Consider the following 17218-nt stretch of genomic DNA (forward strand, 5'->3'; position numbering starts at 1 on the left):
ATCATTACAAACTATCCCATTATCTTCAAGATAAAAGATACCATTAGCCAGGCCAGGGTCTATTGACAATTGGTGCTACACCACTAATTTAATAGACTTTTTACTTTATAAAGAGCTATATTTATCTTTTGATAAAATGAGAACCGTATTAAATGGAGTTAATATGTCAGAGCGCGATTGGCCAGCAAACGATTATGCAATTGGATCCTACATTCAGGCATCTGTAGCCGATCAATTCCTTCCCAATCTTAAGATTGCTCCAACAGCCAAAGTATTGGATATAGGTTGTGGTAATGGCAGTTATACGCGAAAAATACTGGATATGGTTCCAAACGGTTCCGTACTGGGAATAGATCCATCAGAAAACATGTTAAAACTGGCACATGAAGTTGCTTTTGAGTATCCCAATTTTTCGATTAAAAAAGACAATGTAATCAGCATGAAGTACACAGAACAATTTGATTCTATTGTTTCATTCTGGTGCCTTCAGTGGACAACAAACATCTACAAATCTTTTGAACATATTATAAAAGCCCTAAAACCAGGCGGTACATTTTTTACATTATTCCCATCTGGCGATGATCCCTTCATTATGAGTTATTATGCCCTCAGAGATTCAGGCAGATTCAGCGTGCTGTCTGACTTTAAACCACCAGTGGACTATTCACAATTAGCCAACCTGAACAATAAGCTACAGACGCTGAACTGCAAAACACTTAACGTGGAATTATGCAAACAATCCATTACCCTGCCATCGTTAGATGTTTTTAGAAAATTTGTTAATGGTATTGCATTTTACCAGGGACAATTAGCAGACCCTGATGTAAAAGAGATCAATGAAGCCATGGTCCAATATTTTGAAAATGAATGTCAGCTTCATTATCAAGGAGAATATCAGTTTAACTTTGCTATTTATTTAGTAACTGGCGAGAAATAAAACACTAAAGGGTAATTGAGCCTTTTCATAAAGAAGTCCGAGCGAGCTCAGGATATCCTTGGAGCCTTCCATATAACAACCAGAGTAAATTATATACACGAAAGCATAGAGGCCATTTAAAATGAATTCATCTGTTTCATTATAAATCCTTCTTTGCTTTTCTTTTTTCAAGACAGGTCAATAAAATAGCAGCATACTCAATACCTGCCATCAGAGCACTATAACTCTATGATTAAAAACACAATATTAAAGCTATTTAAATTATTAATAATGACTATCAATTTTTTAATGTTTACTCTGAAAATTTCGATTGTTAAGATAAGTTGAATAAAATTTAATCTCTAGCAAGTTCGCTCATGGAAGGTTCAATCACGCACTTAAATTTCTAATTCTCGATTTAAAGGTTCTTTGTCCAGAATTAGTTTACATGCTAAAAATAAGCTCGTTCGTAAGATGTCAACAGACTAATTCAAAAAGTCCTTACGAAATTATAGCAGAATGGACTCAGCAAGGTTGGAAACGACATAATGCAAACAGATAGCATTTCAGATGTTCTGTTCGATGACATCCTCAGTTCTTTCTAATTCTTTTAATGTTAATTACAGGACGTTATTATCATGCCAAGAGACAATCTTTCAGCCCCTTTTTCCATGACTACCTCTGCTGTTCCAGGAACAGTGGGTTCATCAATAATTGGCGCTGCTGCCGGTAGCCAACAATCAGGCCTTGTGTCAACAAAGGTATTACAAGAATGTGATATGGCAGAACGGGATTCTTTATTAAAAGCTTTAAATCTGTTGTCTCATGGCATTGATGAATTTCATAATGAAAAAGCTCAAGGCTTGAATCTCTTTCCTGACGATCTCCAGGATATGCTTGGTATAACGCATAACGGTGCGGCCTCAACTGTAGAGAAAGCATTACTGGGGCCTGTGATGACCGCATCACATAGTGCTCAATTACCTTTGGATGTCAAAGCATGCATTGAAGGGATTCTGAATTCAGCTGAAGACTACAAACAATGGTCACAAACCCAACGAGCCTCTACCCTTGACATAGAAGAAGAATTCAAAGATAAAAAAATTGGATTATCGGCAAATTCTCATACCTTATGGATGAATTTCCATCATATTTCCGAACAATTGAATAACCATATTGAACGCGATTTCTCTCATAAAGGAAGTGCAGGCAAATCACACGGTCTTTTAGTTCAATCCAGTGCAAACAGTGCAACAGCAGGTTCACTGGGAACTGCCAGCCTTATGGCTCTTGTGGTTGATGCCTTAGGCTCTGCCCTGCGTGAACTGAGTGCCGCAGCATATTATTCCAAAGAAGAGACCAGCAATCCAAAAGAAAAAAATGTATACCTGGCACTAGAGGCATGCTGCAAAACATTTTCTCAAAGTAAGAACAGTCAAGAATCATTAATGGCTCTCCGCAAACTCGAAGAAGCGCTGCTAGATTTTGGTCCAGCAACGGAGCTGCAAGAACACCATAGCGTCACCAGCCCCGAGATGTCCGTCCTTGTCAGAATGTTAACGTCAATGCCATTTGTCAAAACATTACAAGCAGTGAATTCTTCTGTGCTGGCAGTCATTGCAGCAGAGCATGCTTTAACTCAAGATAAAGATAAATTCACTCAAAATACTCAGGAATCAGCGGCCAAAGCCAGTCTTATCAAAGACGTTTCTGGAGGAGATGCTCTTAGCCACTCACAAAATGTCACGGATTTTTACCATCAATTTGATCATGCAATGATGCATATAGACGGCGAGCTTAATGAGATCCAGGAGCATGAAGTTATTGCCTCAAGTGCCATAAGCACCGTACGCAGTCAATCGGCCCTGGTCACCGCCTCCAGCCTTATTCCCGGGTTTATTGGGCTGATTTCACGTGAATTGAGTGGAAGTGCTGACTTTACTAAAAACGACAAAGGAAGTAGTGAAGAGAGTAAAATAGTTTTACAATCCCGGCAGGAAATGACAGGCGCCGATCTGGATCAACTGATGTCTCGAATATGTGCCTTGCAAGAAAGGCTTGAACGATGCAAAGAATTAGGTGTATCGGCTCCTGTTGCCTTAGGGATGGGAGAAGCAATGACCTCTGGCTCCCTAATTGCGGCTCTGAATGTGATTGCTGGCATGTATTCAGCCCTGAGAGAACTTCGCACATTAGCAGAAAGTCCGAGTATTCCCTTACAACTAAACGAAGCAGAGCAATTAAAAGCGAATGAATATGCTAAATCCGCTCTGGACTCCAATAAAGGTAGCGCAGAATCAATCGGAACAGGCCCCGTTTCAGAGAAGCTTTCCTTGAATCAGCATCTCCAAAGTGTCATGGAACAAGTAGTATTAACCCATCGCTCTTATCGAAATTTTATCCTGCCTGATATGGAACGCAATGATCTGGATTCAGCGGGTAAATCCACCATAGCGTTTTCTCAAGGCAACAGTACCGGATTTTTATTAGGCTCATTAGGCGTACTCTCTCTAATAGGCCTACAAAGCGGTATCAGTGTAGAAGCATTATTCGGAGGCTTACGATACAGTCTTGAACTCAAAAGACTGAGTGACGGTGTGGACAAAACGCAACTCGATAACGGATTCAAATCCAACCTTAGCTTTGCCAGTAATGCGACCAGGTTGGCCGAACAATCCATGGGCTCCTCTTCAGTCATTCAATCTGGCTCCCAAGCAACTTATTTTCTGGCAGAAACCGCATTTTCTCGTTCAGTGACAGTTGCCTTGTGTCATTCAGGCGCCTTAAAGGAAATACTGCGTCGACTGGTCAATCAGGAAGAAGAACGACTTCAAGAAGACAAACAAATACCCGCGCCAGGATATTCAGACAGTGCTCTTGTGTCTGACGCCATAATGCCTCAATTGTATGACAATATCGTGAAAGTTCTGGATGATGCAGAAGCAAATCAAAATCCCATCCCCGGCCTGAATCAGGCGATGGCATCACAACTGGCAAAAGCGACCCATTCCAGCATTGCTGCCGCTTTATGCACTCATAGCACGTTCATTACCCCTGTTTTAAAATCCATAGTCGTTGCGAAAAAGGCCAGTGTCATTGAGGAAGAAATAAAAAAAGAAGCCATTTCCGCACAAAGCATCGTCAGCAAAGTACTCAGCGAATCATTAAATGTTATCCAGGCATTCACCAACAACTTTAAAGATGAAATGCTGCACATGAGAGATCCAATTAAGAACAGCACCACAATACAACTTTCAGCTGAATCAATTGGAACCAGTACAGCGGCTTCTTGTGCCGTGTCTTTATTATGCGAAGAATTATTCGAGATTTGCCTGAGCCGCTCTCTAACGCTTCTGGATAGGGAAAAAATGGCTCAATCGGCTGAAAAATCAGGAGAGCTAACCCAGGAAGAAGCAAAATTAGCGGGAGAAGCAATCGCAGAGGACAGTGCTATGGGTCAAGAGGCTCATTTTACCCACGCTATCTCAGCTCTGCGTCTAACATTATCGCACCTTGGGGTATCGCTTGGGAATATAGCCTCAGAAATGAATCGAAGTCCTGAACTGTTACAGGATGAATTAGAGATACACTCATCTCAACGCAGTCTGATGCGCAACCTGATCTCCGTATTTAGTCAATGCAGTGCCACGATGTTGGCTCTTACAGCATTAATACCGGTTGCCCCTTTGACTACTGCAGGTAGTGTTGATGCCTTAAGGGAGTTGATACATAACATTGATAGAGAACTGGTTTTAAAGCCTGTGCATAGCAGTGCGGATTCAACAAAAGACTGCGGTTCTGATAGCAGTTTATTAACAGGCATAGGCACAGATTGTGTTTCCAGCATTCTTTCTACCACCACAAAATTGCTGTTACAGGCTTCCGTTCTGGGTTTGGATAGCACGTTGTCCATAGCAAAAATGATGGAGATACTCTGTCTTCACCCAAGGCCAGGAGACGCTTTAGCTCTTGAATTACAGGCATTATCACAACCTAACGGACTCTCACGTAATTCCAACGAGCAATCACAAAGCGTATTGGTCGCGGGAAGCATCGGTACAGCGGGAATGTCACTTGCCAGTAAAACAGGAAAATCTTTTGCAACTGAAGATTCCATTCGCGGACTTCAAGAAGCAGTCAATCAACGAATTGATCGTATTGCCCTTCTGGATGACGAAGAAGAATCAAGTACGCTGAACTTAAAAGGATTTTATGAATTATTAATTCGTCTCATGGTTGAAGGCTCTGGAACTGACGATGCTTTTAAAGAGATTATTCAAAGATTTCATCGCGGTGGCATTATATTATCCAGTTATCATAGTGAGCATGGCGGAATTATTGAAGGTAAAAGACCACATAACTCAAACAGCCTGATTTCAAATAACAGTTTTCAAGGATGTGATGATGCTGATGCTGTATTAACAACCTTTATTGACAGAGCCTATCATTCCGAGCATGCGCCGAATTCCTTGCTGGACAGGCTGAAAAACGAATTGCTCCATTATGACAAGTTAAGTGAAAAAACCCAAAAGAGTTGGGCGTATATTGTCAATAAAGTATGTGATCGATTACGTATGGAACACGTTCGAAACAGCATTTTTAATCGTGGTGAGCATAAACGCCCCCAACAAACTTTGGCAGAGAAGAGAGAGAAGCTGCTTCATGATTGGACACGCCGGATAGCAGACGAAGAGGAACTGGCATCCCCCAGTAATTAAAATTGATACGGGTGCTTTTATGCCAAATTTTTTACCCAATGAGGGCTTTAACAAATTAAAACATTCGCTTCCTCATGAGTTTCGTAATCAGCTAATAAACGAGGAAGCTGTTTTAGCGCAAGCATATCCGCTGCTGAATATGCTCTGCCCAAATCGTGATGAGCTCAATGAATTAAGCATCCGTCTCAACATACCAGAGCCACTGAACAGTAAAGATTTGGCGAGACGCTTAGCCTCCCTGACTTTAGAATTGGAAGGCAATTTTAATGTTAATGCCTTATTTCAATACAGGCTCCCCATCGTGTTAAGTGAGTTTCCTAAACACAGCCGAGTTATTAATCAAACCATTCAGAAATTTAATGACATTATTGAAGCCTATCACAGAAACGAGATTGAGGAACTCTCGGAAACCAATATTGAAGAACATTACAAGGCAATTCTTAGCGCAATTAAGGAGCAAGGCTTTTATCGTGACAGTGATTCCTTTTGGCAATTAAATTGTGATAATGAATCATTATGGCAATTAATAGGAATGCTGGCTGGATGGTCAAAAACATCACCAGTTGATGTGATGAACAGGGAAAATATTCCATTAGCAGCTTCTTCATCAGAGCCAGTTGTACCGTCTTCCTCAATAGAACCCATTAGAACGCCTGTGGAGATTGCTGATTTGCCCCAAGATGCTAAATCCAGTATCAAAAGCCCGTTTATTCCAGAATACAGTTACAATTTTAACGGAGCCGGACGTCTGGATACTGAAACAAATTTTTTATTACTTAACGCTTTTGGGATGAAATTTGGCGGTCATTTTGATGCTCAGGTCAAATATCCCCCGCGTTTCATTCCTTTGGATCAGTTGCATGTTCTTGTTCGACGTCAGCTGTCTCATCGAATGGATGTATGGTCCACTCCATCATTTCAGTTATGGCTGGAAACCACATTAGCGCAACTCGGAGTTGAGTTTATCCAAAAAAACAAAAATGACAGCTCTGAAGACTTGTTGGTTAATCCTTTTTTAAAAGAACCGATCAGTTTTTTAAGTCCCGAAAAAATTAATACCGTACTCAATCAAACCCTGCTGCATTTTACTGATGAAGAATTCAATCCAAGCGCATCTGAAATCGCTATTCTCTCACAATATCTCTTTGAGTTATTACAAGGATTTCAAGTCAATCCAGGGCTGGCTTTGGGCATTGGGGCTAATTGGGATGGAACAGTAAACCTGTCCAACGAGGCTGGAGCCTATGCTTTTAAATTCAGGGAATCCAAGGCGGATTGGGGACGACGATTCAAACACCTCAGCCTTCATCGACAAGGCCCTTCCGAAGCCAAAATGAATGCTGCTATTGGTGTACAATTTGAGCTTCAATCGCTCATGACTGATTTTGATTATATGAGTCAATTGCAACCATCTGAATATAATGAAGTTGTATACAATGCGCTAATCGATAACCTGGTAACTGATCTTCTTCCGGAACCCTCCTACTTCGAAAATGAGCGTTATCCAAAATACAAAAAACAACATGTGGTCAAAACAAACGAAAGTGGCTTAATCGAGATTGACAGCTTTTTAATACCGAGCAAACAAGGCACTTATTTTAAAGGCCGAAATGGGGAGGAAAAGCAAACCCCGATGTACCGTAGAGCAGGTACTCTGGACGTCCAGGCATTTCCTAAAAATACGACCTATTGCGAGCAATCCAAAGTCTGCTATGCAGGCAATCCCTTGGGGCCGCTGCAAATGCAATTTGCACAATCAATGTATCGAAACGTTAGAGGACACATTGTTTATGATCCTATTGCCCCCGATCAATTTCTGGAAGATGCATATTATGGACAGGTAATCCGCGGAGATAATGATGATTATTTGCCTTTTATTGGAGTAATCCCCAAGAATTTTGACCGCTATTTTAATCAACCTAATGAACTCTGTGCTTCATTCGTTGTTCGCATGTTGCAATCAGCTCGCATGATGGAATATTGCCCCACCTTCAAAACTGCTTATGATCTCATTAAAACACGATTTTTACCTGGTCCTCAAAAGCAACCTCCTGCATTGCCGCAATTTTGCAGCGATTATCTTGCCGAAAAGCACCAGCAACTCATCAGCGCACTTGCCAATAATGAGCGAAATTTTTCAGAGTGCCAAAAAATACTGTTCAGCCTGGTCAAAAATCTGATTTACAGCCTGTACGACATCGGCCGTGATGATCAACAATTCAAGCAGGGATATTTGGCGTTCATTCATTCCAAAGATACATTTTCCCCAATAAATCGAGCCAAATGTGACAAGCTGATCCGCGAGCTTACGGTCACCAAACCAGTCGAAGTATCTCCTGAGGCCATGTCTCGATATGAACAAATCCTGGGCTTTTTAAGGGATATTACCTCATATTTCTATCCCCAACCTTCCGAAGAGCTGGCACAGGAACTTGCCAGACAAGCAAGACTACATGTCAATCCTTTATTAAAGACCAAAGCAATAACCGCCTATTTTGATAACCTGAAACGGAGTAAACAGGACAATTTGTCGAGAAAACAAACTCCAGGAATGCTCTATGCCGCGCTAAAACACGGAGGCCCCTCTAAGACTGTAGCCCGCGATTACGGACAAATGCACGACTATAATTTTCCTTCATATTATCGTGACCCGGATGGTACGCCACAGGGAGAGCCACAAACACATGATCGGTTCATCGACTGGAGTGCAAAACGCTTGGGCGCAGGTCTACAAATCATGCATAAATATCATCTGTTTGCGTTCATCCATAATCCCATTTATGAAACATTTAATCGAGCAAGACAATCTGCAGCCGCACATCGACATGACCCATTAAAAGCTTTATGGGCTTTAAAAGGAGCTTTAGAAGGGTTATTCTGGCACGGCATCGTTATTGGATTGTGGCAAACGACGACGACCCCTGTCCACATGCTCTGCGATTTTTTTAGTTGGCAATTGACCCTCTTTAATAGAAAATCCATTAAAAGCATTGAAAATCCATTGACCCTTCCAGCCGCGCCAGCGAATGAATTAAATACAAAAAGTAAGGCATCCGCAGAATCTCGTGATTATCTGCTGAGTTTATTAGGAAAATCAAAACCTCTTGATGCTAAAAAGAATTCGGTAATAGCCTACGCCAGAACTATGATTCATGTACTATACCCACACCTCCGCCCAGTGGATTTAACTGTTTGCAATCAACAGCTACTAAACGATTTCCCACTGACAGAGGAAGAGTGGAATTCATTTTTTGCACCGGTGTTAAACCCATCAGAGGATCATGAATTATCTACTCTTCTACATCGATATAACGGAGTAATAAACAACAATCTGATTCAGGCAGTATATCAATGCATCACTAACCCCCGTTTTTCAGCCCAGCCTAAACCGGTATGCAAACAGATAATTTCCAGTTGTTCACTTAATGCCAAACAGAGCGATGTTCTTAATCATATTGCCACCCTATATCAACACACACCTTTGGAAAACAAGCTGAATTTTATCCAATTATTTCAATTTAGCGGCGCCATTCAGAAGGCGTTGCAACGAAGGGATCAATTCATCCAAAAAGTTCAAAACTTCATCCTGAACGTATTTGATGAACAGTGGATACTGACTTTGCTCTTTAATCATCACCTGGAACAGCTCATTGCAAAATTAACGCCGCTGACACTGGAACAGACGATTTTAATAATGCCTGACACTATAAAATGGCCGCTGCATCATCTACTCACTGCAAATAATACCCATGTGCTGGATGACTATATATTAAACGAAAACCAAAAAACTCTTTTAATGAACATACATTCAATGGCCTCCCTGATTAAAGAACCAGAACACATAAAACAGTTATTGAGCCATTGCCGGGTTGATCAGCGTTGTAAAGAACATGGAAGCAGTATAAAAGAAAAGGCTCATAATAAATGGGCAAAATTTGCAGAAAGAGAATTAAAACACCAACTCTTATCCGATGATGAAGTACACGATATTATCAGTCTCCTAGCCGATAAATTATCAGCGTTTCATGATTTAAATGCGCCTCTGAACAGATTGCCAACCGTTTATCAATCTCTGAATACTAATGAAGGACTGGATTTATTTTATGAAACATCCACAGCAATTAAAATCAGGCTAGAACACTATCTGCATCTTAATGATAAAGCGCATAAATCAAAGGTGACCGAAGCAAAAACCCTGCTTAAAAATTTTCTCAACATGAGTATGAATGCCGCGATCAATTCAAGGCTGGATCAGGTGGATGTATTTGCTCAGGAAAAAATTCAAAATCCTTTATTAATGAGCAACGCCATAGGCCAATGGTTATCGGGGCTGCAAAAAAATAATTATTATTTACGCTCCTTTTTAGAGCAACAACTGCATCAGGCACCGTCTCTTGATCACACTCTCTGGCGCTGTAAGTGTATTTTTCAAGTATTGGAACAAAAGCAACCCGCAGAACGAATCAAAAACACTGGTATGCAGTCCTTACTCCGTTTTTGGAGTCAGCATAAAGACAATGTAACAATGACTGGAGAACACTACATTAATCCGGAGTTTAGTAAACCCAATAAATGTGCCCATACAAACCTGTTCGATGACTCCGTCACTTTGCGGCATGCAATAACGCGAGTGCGTGAAAAACTGCCGAATACATCCCTTTTTAATATGCCTCGCAAAATTGCAATTGATGAAAACAACGAAATAGAATTAATTGTGGAGCCTTAACCAGGGCATGTTGCCAAGTTCCGTAATTAATTTAGGTAACGTCCCTGAAGTTTTTTAAGACAATGTTTAAAAAACTTCAGAGACGTTGCCTACTAACGAGAAAACTCGGCATAAATACACCAATTGAGTGCAAAGGAATCAAAAATTGACTCCTTTGCCTGCATGTGAACTCCCATTCAATCCATGTACTATTTAATAAGGATTTGAAATTTGACAACCCAAACCAAAGCATCCCATGCTGCTCGTGGTCGTACTGCACACAACGGGTGAAAAAGTAATGGAAGCAGGTAATGCCGTAACTGCTGTAGCGGTAGTCGTACACACCTGACTACTGGTAGTTGAGGTCACTTTAATATTTGCCCCTTGATAAATTAAAAATTGAGGCCAAGGCGTGACGGTAGATATATTGGGAGCTGTCCCATTGTTCGCAGGAATAGTGACATTAATATTTGGATGTTGTCCTGATGGATAGGATATTTGCACATTAAATGCCGGCTGTGGTGATGGAGGAATAGTACCATTGATGGTTAATAGTGTTCCATTGATGTATCCCTGGCAACCCGTCGCAGAAACCATGGCATTATTGGGAACCAAACCCGCGGCCTTTTGATTGCAATTGGAATCAAACAGACCGTAGTTTTGTTCCGCTGTCGGACCTGGTTTCGCAGGCTCATCATAAGCTTCAAAAGCCAGCACGCCATTAGAGTACCCCGAAGTATTAACGAAATTACTGGTGTTCATTTGATAAAGGGTTTGGAAATATGTTGTAGCGTTTGCAACGGATGGAGCACATGGGCCTGGAGAATTGCATGCATAACCGTTCGTTGTCCCAGCAGTTGCCCATCCTGTTTCAGCCATTAAAAGCACTCGACCCGGAGTATAAAATGGCTGTCCTGGAGCAGCAGGCAATGCTGGTGGATTAGCGGATCCAACAACCTGGATGTAATCCCAGGCTAATGAATTGGTTGGTTGGCTCGTAGTGCTTAGTGGAGGAGTCCATACTCCCGCATTTGCCGGAGAAACGCCCCATTGAAAAGGATAAGGATCAAAACCTAAAGGGGCGTTAGCAGAATATTGGGTAATCAAGGTTTGCATGTCTGCGCTAATCGCGGAGCTGGGGGTTACCAAATTACCGCTGATTAAAGCAGAACTTACTGGTGTACTCAATCCCAAGCCTGCAATTGTTGTTTGCAAATCCATCACAGCAGAAGTTAAATAACCAATATTTGAAACCACAGGATTATTACAAGGAGCGATTGTATTTCCCGCCTCGCAATAATTTTCATGGCCAGCAAAAACAAGGCTGACTGTACTTTCAAATACTGCCGGAGTAACTTCATTAACCACGGCTTGCAGTGTTTGCTGAGCACATGGAATATAATTTAAAGCGCCAACACCTACCGGACATCCGGGATAATTGGTATCACTGGGTAGTTGCGGGATCACCGCCTCATAAATAACCTGCATCCCAAGAGCATGCGCCTGTTTAATAATATCAATCCAACTGTATGGTTCTGTTTGATAGGACCTTACGGTAGTAAATCCTGCATTTTGAAGCTGTTGTAATTCGGCATAGACGTTTGTCGCAGCCGGATTATTTAATGTTCCGGTATAAAAAACATCATGAAAATTAAATGGATACGAGTTGGTGTAGTGATTGGGGTTGTAGTCGACGCCTATTAATTGATTAAAAGAAGGTGCCTGCACATTAGTTGAGGTGGTCAACCGATTTGAACTGATTGTACCGATTAATTCAGCAGATAAACTAAACAAACCGTTGCTGGCAGAATTGAACGTCCCGGTAATTTGACATTGAGCTCCACTGGCCAAGGTTCCTGTTGTTCCAGATGGAGAGCAGGTATTGCTGGTGATTAAAAAATTGGGATGCAGCGGATCATTATTTTGTAAAATACGCTGGGTAAAACGAACTTCTGACGCGGCAAAATTAGTAAAGGTAAATGTTACAGTATAATCAGTATTGGTAAATCCTCTACTGGGCAAGGGATTCGCCGATGGATAATTGATAGTACCCAAAACTCCTGCAGAGGTTGATTGTGCATTAGTAGTCAGTGGCGGTCTAATAGTTACCACATTATTATCATACCCGCCATAACTCACCTGTACTGTCTTTTGGCCGGTAGTTTTAGCAGATAAAGAAACACTATAAGTACAATGCTCCCCGGGCTGTAATTTTTTTCCTGAACATTGATCAACAAAAGTAAATTCATTGGCACTGGCAGTACATCCTTCGCTAAAAGCCGGACACAATTTCGCACTGACCTGAAAAGGTTTTTTGAAGGTGAAGGGGAGATTATTTGTAAAAGTATAAGTAGCAGTAACCGATCCCCCGATAGTGGAAACCTGGGCAGGGAAAGGAGCATCAAGAGTATAAACTATGGGGTTGTCGGCACAAACCTGATTGATCATTAAAAAGAAAGCACATACGATGCCTGTTTGATTCATTTCAGCTCCACTAAACTACTTAATTATTACGTAAATTGATAAAGATAAGACCTATTCAATTCACACTATTTAATAAATTCGTTCTTTTCTTTTTTATCAAAAAGATAGGTCAATTCAAGACGAACCGTATTGGCAGTTAATTTACCCAAGTCTAATCGTTGTGAAGTCCACTCTGCTCTTTGGCCATATCCAGTATTGAATTTTCCAAAATATTGATAAGCATAGCCAAGTGAAAGAATGACTTGAGGATTAATCACCACATCAACCCCCAATCCCAAATCATAAGTGAATTGTGATTTAGTCCGAGCTGCAAAAGAAGGATTGTCTCTAGGAACGATGCCTGGAAGCGGTTTTTCTTCATAGATCTCTGAATGATTACTTGATAATCCAATACCACCAGTCAGATAAGGCAGGACTCGACCCAGTTTCACCAGATCCAGCTTGGTATATACAGATAAAGTATTTATGCGAACACCCAGGTTGTACTCATAATTGATAAACTCAGGTAAGGAGTACTGCATGACCAAACCAGTAATGTCTTTGGCAAAGAAATGTTGATAACGCAGGCCTAAGGCATAGCCAGGTATAAAGAGACTGGGGCGTTGCCACATTCGCCCCAACATAGCTGAAACAATGTAAGGATCAGACCATTTCGCTGAATAAACATCCATATTAAAAGGCGGATCAAAATCCGAGCCATTATTTATCCAAAATCCTGCAGGAATACTGGGTTTCGTTAGCCCCGCACCAACACTGGCAAACCAGGATCCTTGTCCAGTAAATGATGACCAATGATTATGTGTCATTTCACGCATGGGTGGGGATGATTTTGACTGACTGACGGACTCTGCACTTAGTGGTTTAATAAGACATAAAGCAAATATTGAGATCACCATCATCAGTGAATCTCTTAAATCCATTTTTTTCATTCAATAGCCTCAAATAATGTGCTGTCACAATCCCCCTGAAAAACGTCTTCTCGAGCGAAGTGAGATCTCTTCTGAAGCCAGCATGGTGTCTGCATTGGGAAATCTGTTACTGCATTCAGGATAACGAAATTCAAAGGCTTATTGAGAAATAACCCAACATCCCTTTAACTTATTGAAATAACAATAAAGTATGAGCACCAAAATAGCAAGCGATGAAAAACACTCCAAACGCATCAGCATCCTCCTGTTACGAGTGCCTCTTATCTTGCACTTTTAATTCCAGCTTATCCAGTTGCATGATATTATAAATCATTACAGAAATGACCCAACTGGCCATAAAAACGCCTATGATGACATAGCCTAAAATATCAAGATGGCTGTTCATGTCTTTGATTAAATTCCAAACAATACCCGTCGCCTCAATTTTATTCGCGATCAATCCGAGCACTTCTATTGCTCCCAGACAAAAGGCTACTAAAACCGAAATCAAAGTGATCGTTAAATTGTAATAAATCTTGCGTATGGGTTTCATAAAAGCCCAGCCGTAAGCACCGACCATAAGCATACTGTCAGTAGTATCTATTAGAGTCATACCGGCAGTGAATAGTGCAGGAAAAATTAATACGGACCAAAACGATAAACCATGTAGTATTTCAGATGCAGTAATTCCCAGTAAGATAATTTCAGTTGCCGTATCAAATCCAAGTCCAAATAAAAAACCCAAAGGATACATATGCCAGCTGTGACTGATCATACGGAAGAGACGGCGAAATCGCCTGGCTAAAAACCCCTTGCTGTTCAATAAATTATTAACGTCCTCTTCGTGATAATGTATGCCTCTCCTGACCTGCTGAAACACCTTAAAAATAGAAATAAAAATTAAAAGATTCATGAGAGCAATTATTATTAAAAACAAGGCCGAAATAGAGATACACACCATACTTCCGATTTCATGCCATCGGTTTATATTACTTTGCATCAGTGTTGCCGTCGTCAAGGCAACCCCAATTGTCGCGAGTACAACCACTGTAGAATGGCCAAGAGAAAAGAATAACCCTGCAGCTACAGGCTTTTTACCTTCCTGCATCAATTTACGTGTCACATTATCTATAGCGGCAATATGATCAGCATCCACAGCATGCCGTAAACCAAAGGTATAAGCCAAAACAGCCGTACTAAACAAAAGCAGATTATTATGTAGAGCATAAAATGCCCATAGCCATACTATGACATGATACAGAATAAGTACAACGTATATACCTGTAATTTTATGACGCAGACTGCCACCATAATCACCAAAACAAGCGAGCAGGTATTTTTGCATTAAAACGACCTCTATTTAAAAATGTTTTATCTGTTATATTTCAAAGCGATTAATGATTTTGCCATATCCCGAGTAAACGCATTTAAATTTGCATTCATGCTCTGGACTAAAGCATCCAAACTGACTGCAGGTATTTTTAGATGATAGTAACGATCGTATTTTTTAATGACCCGATCCTGTCTTGATATAGAATAGCTGGCGCGTAAACTGCTGTTACCACACACGTCAATTTTGAATTCAGAAATATCAATTTGCAGATTATAATCTGGCTTGAATTCAATATCCCAGGGCGCATCTTCCATAACCAGGCCAGGGATAAGCGTATTTAAATTAGCCTTGATAACCCCCTTAATGTTTTTATCCAACGATTCCGCCCATTGATGGAATTCATCCAATTGCACCCGATTTAAACCGTCATAAATCATTAACTGCGGTTTTTCTGTAAATGCAGGGTTATGGATGGGTTCAATACCAACTGTCAAAAAAGCATGGCGATCAACAGGAGCCGATTTCGCGGGAATAGGATTTAACATGTAATACTCTGGCTGCTTACTTCGCCCACAAGCACATAAAATGAATCCCAATGCCAAAAGAATAACTATCCGACTCAGTTTCACCGTTTACCTCGCAGCAATGATTCCGGATTGCGTGACAAATAATCCGTCAAATTTTGAGTTGATGCGGCTGCATCAGCAATTTTTTGCATGGTTATATTAAAGTAAGCCAGGGCTGGAGGCAGATTTCTATCCATTCTCATTGCCAAAACGGACATACTGTCACTCATATGATTCATAGAATTAATGAGGACCTTCACCTCGTCAGAAGTAACCAGTTTCCTGAATGCATCAAAGGACATTTTAGCGGATTTGATGGAGTCATCGAGTGTAGTCGATTTTTCAACACGGCTCCGTGTAGGAAATACCGGATAATCATTAAAAAATATATCTTTTGAAGGAGTATAAGTATCGGGTTTTACCAATTCAATTTCAGCATTACCCGTAATAAAATTAGGCGTGGATACTTGAGCAACATAACCATTCTTCATTAGCAAATGAATTGGATTTTGGGTAAATCCCAATTTTTTTTCAACAAAAAATTGAACATAAACGGGTATTCTGACCTTATTCATCGCTCTGTTTTCAGTAATTTCAATCAGCTTTACTTCACCAATTTTAACCCCACGGTATGTAACAGGCGTAGTCGAGTTTAGACCTTTTAAAGAGCCCTTAAAAAACATGACGTACATTTGAGATTGAGAATGGACGTATTCTTGATAAAAAAATACGACTGCCAATATCATCAGGATAAATGCACCAACGACGAACACACCAATTGAGGTATAAAATTTTTCGGAGCGCATCCAAGTCCCTATAGATCGATAAAAATAATTGAAACACTACTTATAGTTAACCACAACGACCCTCGAGTTAAAATTCGCGAAACGGCTTTTCTCAACGGAACATGCCTGGTGGCCACCATATAATAGTAATATCCTGCAGTAAAACTGACAATGGAGCAATACAACAAAGTTTTAGCAACTGAATAGAAAAAAGCAAACAAGGTAGTTGTCCGTTCCAAATCCATTAAAAAAATATAGTTACTCATATTAAAAAAATTATGGAAGGTAAGGTACATACTTAAAAAAATAATGATTATCAAATAGGTATACAATAATAACCCTGTACTATTCACCCCAATAATAATTGGCAGTATGTATTCCAGGATCACGTCCTGAGGAGTGCGCTGCAATTTGGTAATTTTGATGCGAGCATTGATAATATTCAAAGAGACCTGAACACATAGAACAAAGCCGATAATGATGGGAAGAACGTCCTGAATCAGGATTGTTTGTGCTATTGATAAAGCTTTATCCTGTAGGTTGAAATTCCTTAAAATCGTATAACTGTTAATGGATAAAGACATGGTCATTAAAGCACAAATGATGATTAATGGCAGTACCAGAGAAACACCTGAGTAATACAATATTTTCCATACATTCTGCCAGGAAATGGTCAAATGTCGGGTTATAATATTTTTAATACTGTGGCTTAAATGCCCAATAAAACTCAAAAAAAAGAATATGGACTTTAAAAAACGTATAAAGTGAACACCGGTGCGATTAAAAGCGTACATTGTTTTTGT

General features: G+C 40.4%; 9 protein-coding genes. 3 read left to right on the top strand and 6 right to left on the bottom strand.

What is annotated here, in order from left to right:
• The first annotated feature begins 163 nt into the window (after positions 1 to 163).
• From G543_RS0115700 to G543_RS0115710, 3 genes are all read left to right on the top strand, one after another.
• Complete coding sequence (locus tag G543_RS0115700) at positions 164 to 937, top strand: class I SAM-dependent methyltransferase (protein ID WP_028385369.1); 774 nt, start codon at positions 164 to 166, stop codon at positions 935 to 937.
• A gap of 617 nt (positions 938 to 1554) precedes the next feature.
• Complete coding sequence (locus tag G543_RS0115705) at positions 1555 to 5634, top strand: hypothetical protein (RefSeq protein ID WP_028385370.1); 4080 nt, start codon at positions 1555 to 1557, stop codon at positions 5632 to 5634.
• Between the two features lie 19 nt (positions 5635 to 5653).
• On the top strand, positions 5654 to 10360 hold the full coding sequence (locus G543_RS0115710) for a hypothetical protein (protein WP_028385371.1): 4707 nt from the start codon (positions 5654 to 5656) through the stop codon (positions 10358 to 10360).
• 192 nt (positions 10361 to 10552) lie between these two features.
• Here G543_RS0115710 and G543_RS0115715 read toward each other — a convergent pair whose 3' ends face one another.
• The 6 genes from G543_RS0115715 to G543_RS0115740 form a co-directional block, all read right to left on the bottom strand.
• Entirely contained in the window at positions 10553 to 12823 is a 2271-nt protein-coding gene (locus G543_RS0115715) for a glycosyl hydrolase family 17 protein (protein WP_028385372.1), read from the bottom strand.
• A gap of 65 nt (positions 12824 to 12888) precedes the next feature.
• Positions 12889 to 13752 (bottom strand): outer membrane protein, encoded by an 864-nt coding sequence (locus tag G543_RS18150; protein ID WP_051190747.1) that lies wholly within the window; start codon positions 13750 to 13752, stop codon positions 12889 to 12891.
• Positions 13753 to 13999: 247 nt separating this feature from the next.
• Positions 14000 to 15076, bottom strand: coding sequence for a HoxN/HupN/NixA family nickel/cobalt transporter (locus G543_RS0115725; protein ID WP_035922575.1), 1077 nt, complete (start codon positions 15074 to 15076; stop codon positions 14000 to 14002).
• A 26-nt stretch (positions 15077 to 15102) separates the two neighbouring features.
• Positions 15103 to 15609, bottom strand: coding sequence for a PqiC family protein (locus G543_RS0115730; protein WP_051190748.1), 507 nt, complete (start codon positions 15607 to 15609; stop codon positions 15103 to 15105).
• A gap of 80 nt (positions 15610 to 15689) precedes the next feature.
• Positions 15690 to 16436 carry an MlaD family protein gene (locus tag G543_RS0115735; RefSeq protein WP_051190749.1) on the bottom strand — a complete coding sequence of 249 codons (747 nt, stop codon included), beginning with the start codon at positions 16434 to 16436 and terminating at the stop codon, positions 15690 to 15692.
• Between the two features lie 8 nt (positions 16437 to 16444).
• Positions 16445 to 17209 carry an ABC transporter permease gene (locus tag G543_RS0115740; protein ID WP_028385376.1) on the bottom strand — a complete coding sequence of 255 codons (765 nt, stop codon included), beginning with the start codon at positions 17207 to 17209 and terminating at the stop codon, positions 16445 to 16447.
• Between the last annotated feature and the right edge of the window lie 9 nt (positions 17210 to 17218).

Origin of the sequence: Legionella moravica DSM 19234, from assembly GCF_000423305.1 — a bacterium.
Lineage (GTDB): Bacteria > Pseudomonadota > Gammaproteobacteria > Legionellales > Legionellaceae > Legionella > Legionella moravica.

Coding starts and splice junctions, on each gene's coding strand:
- G543_RS0115700 (WP_028385369.1), top strand. CDS start 164: ATGTCAGAGCGCGATTGGCCAGCAAACGATTATGCAATTGGATCCTAC.
- G543_RS0115705 (WP_028385370.1), top strand. CDS start 1,555: ATGCCAAGAGACAATCTTTCAGCCCCTTTTTCCATGACTACCTCTGCT.
- G543_RS0115710 (WP_028385371.1), top strand. CDS start 5,654: ATGCCAAATTTTTTACCCAATGAGGGCTTTAACAAATTAAAACATTCG.
- G543_RS0115715 (WP_028385372.1), bottom strand. CDS start 12,823: ATGAATCAAACAGGCATCGTATGTGCTTTCTTTTTAATGATCAATCAG.
- G543_RS18150 (WP_051190747.1), bottom strand. CDS start 13,752: ATGAAAAAAATGGATTTAAGAGATTCACTGATGATGGTGATCTCAATA.
- G543_RS0115725 (WP_035922575.1), bottom strand. CDS start 15,076: ATGCAAAAATACCTGCTCGCTTGTTTTGGTGATTATGGTGGCAGTCTG.
- G543_RS0115730 (WP_051190748.1), bottom strand. CDS start 15,609: ATGTTAAATCCTATTCCCGCGAAATCGGCTCCTGTTGATCGCCATGCT.
- G543_RS0115735 (WP_051190749.1), bottom strand. CDS start 16,436: ATGCGCTCCGAAAAATTTTATACCTCAATTGGTGTGTTCGTCGTTGGT.
- G543_RS0115740 (WP_028385376.1), bottom strand. CDS start 17,209: ATGTACGCTTTTAATCGCACCGGTGTTCACTTTATACGTTTTTTAAAG.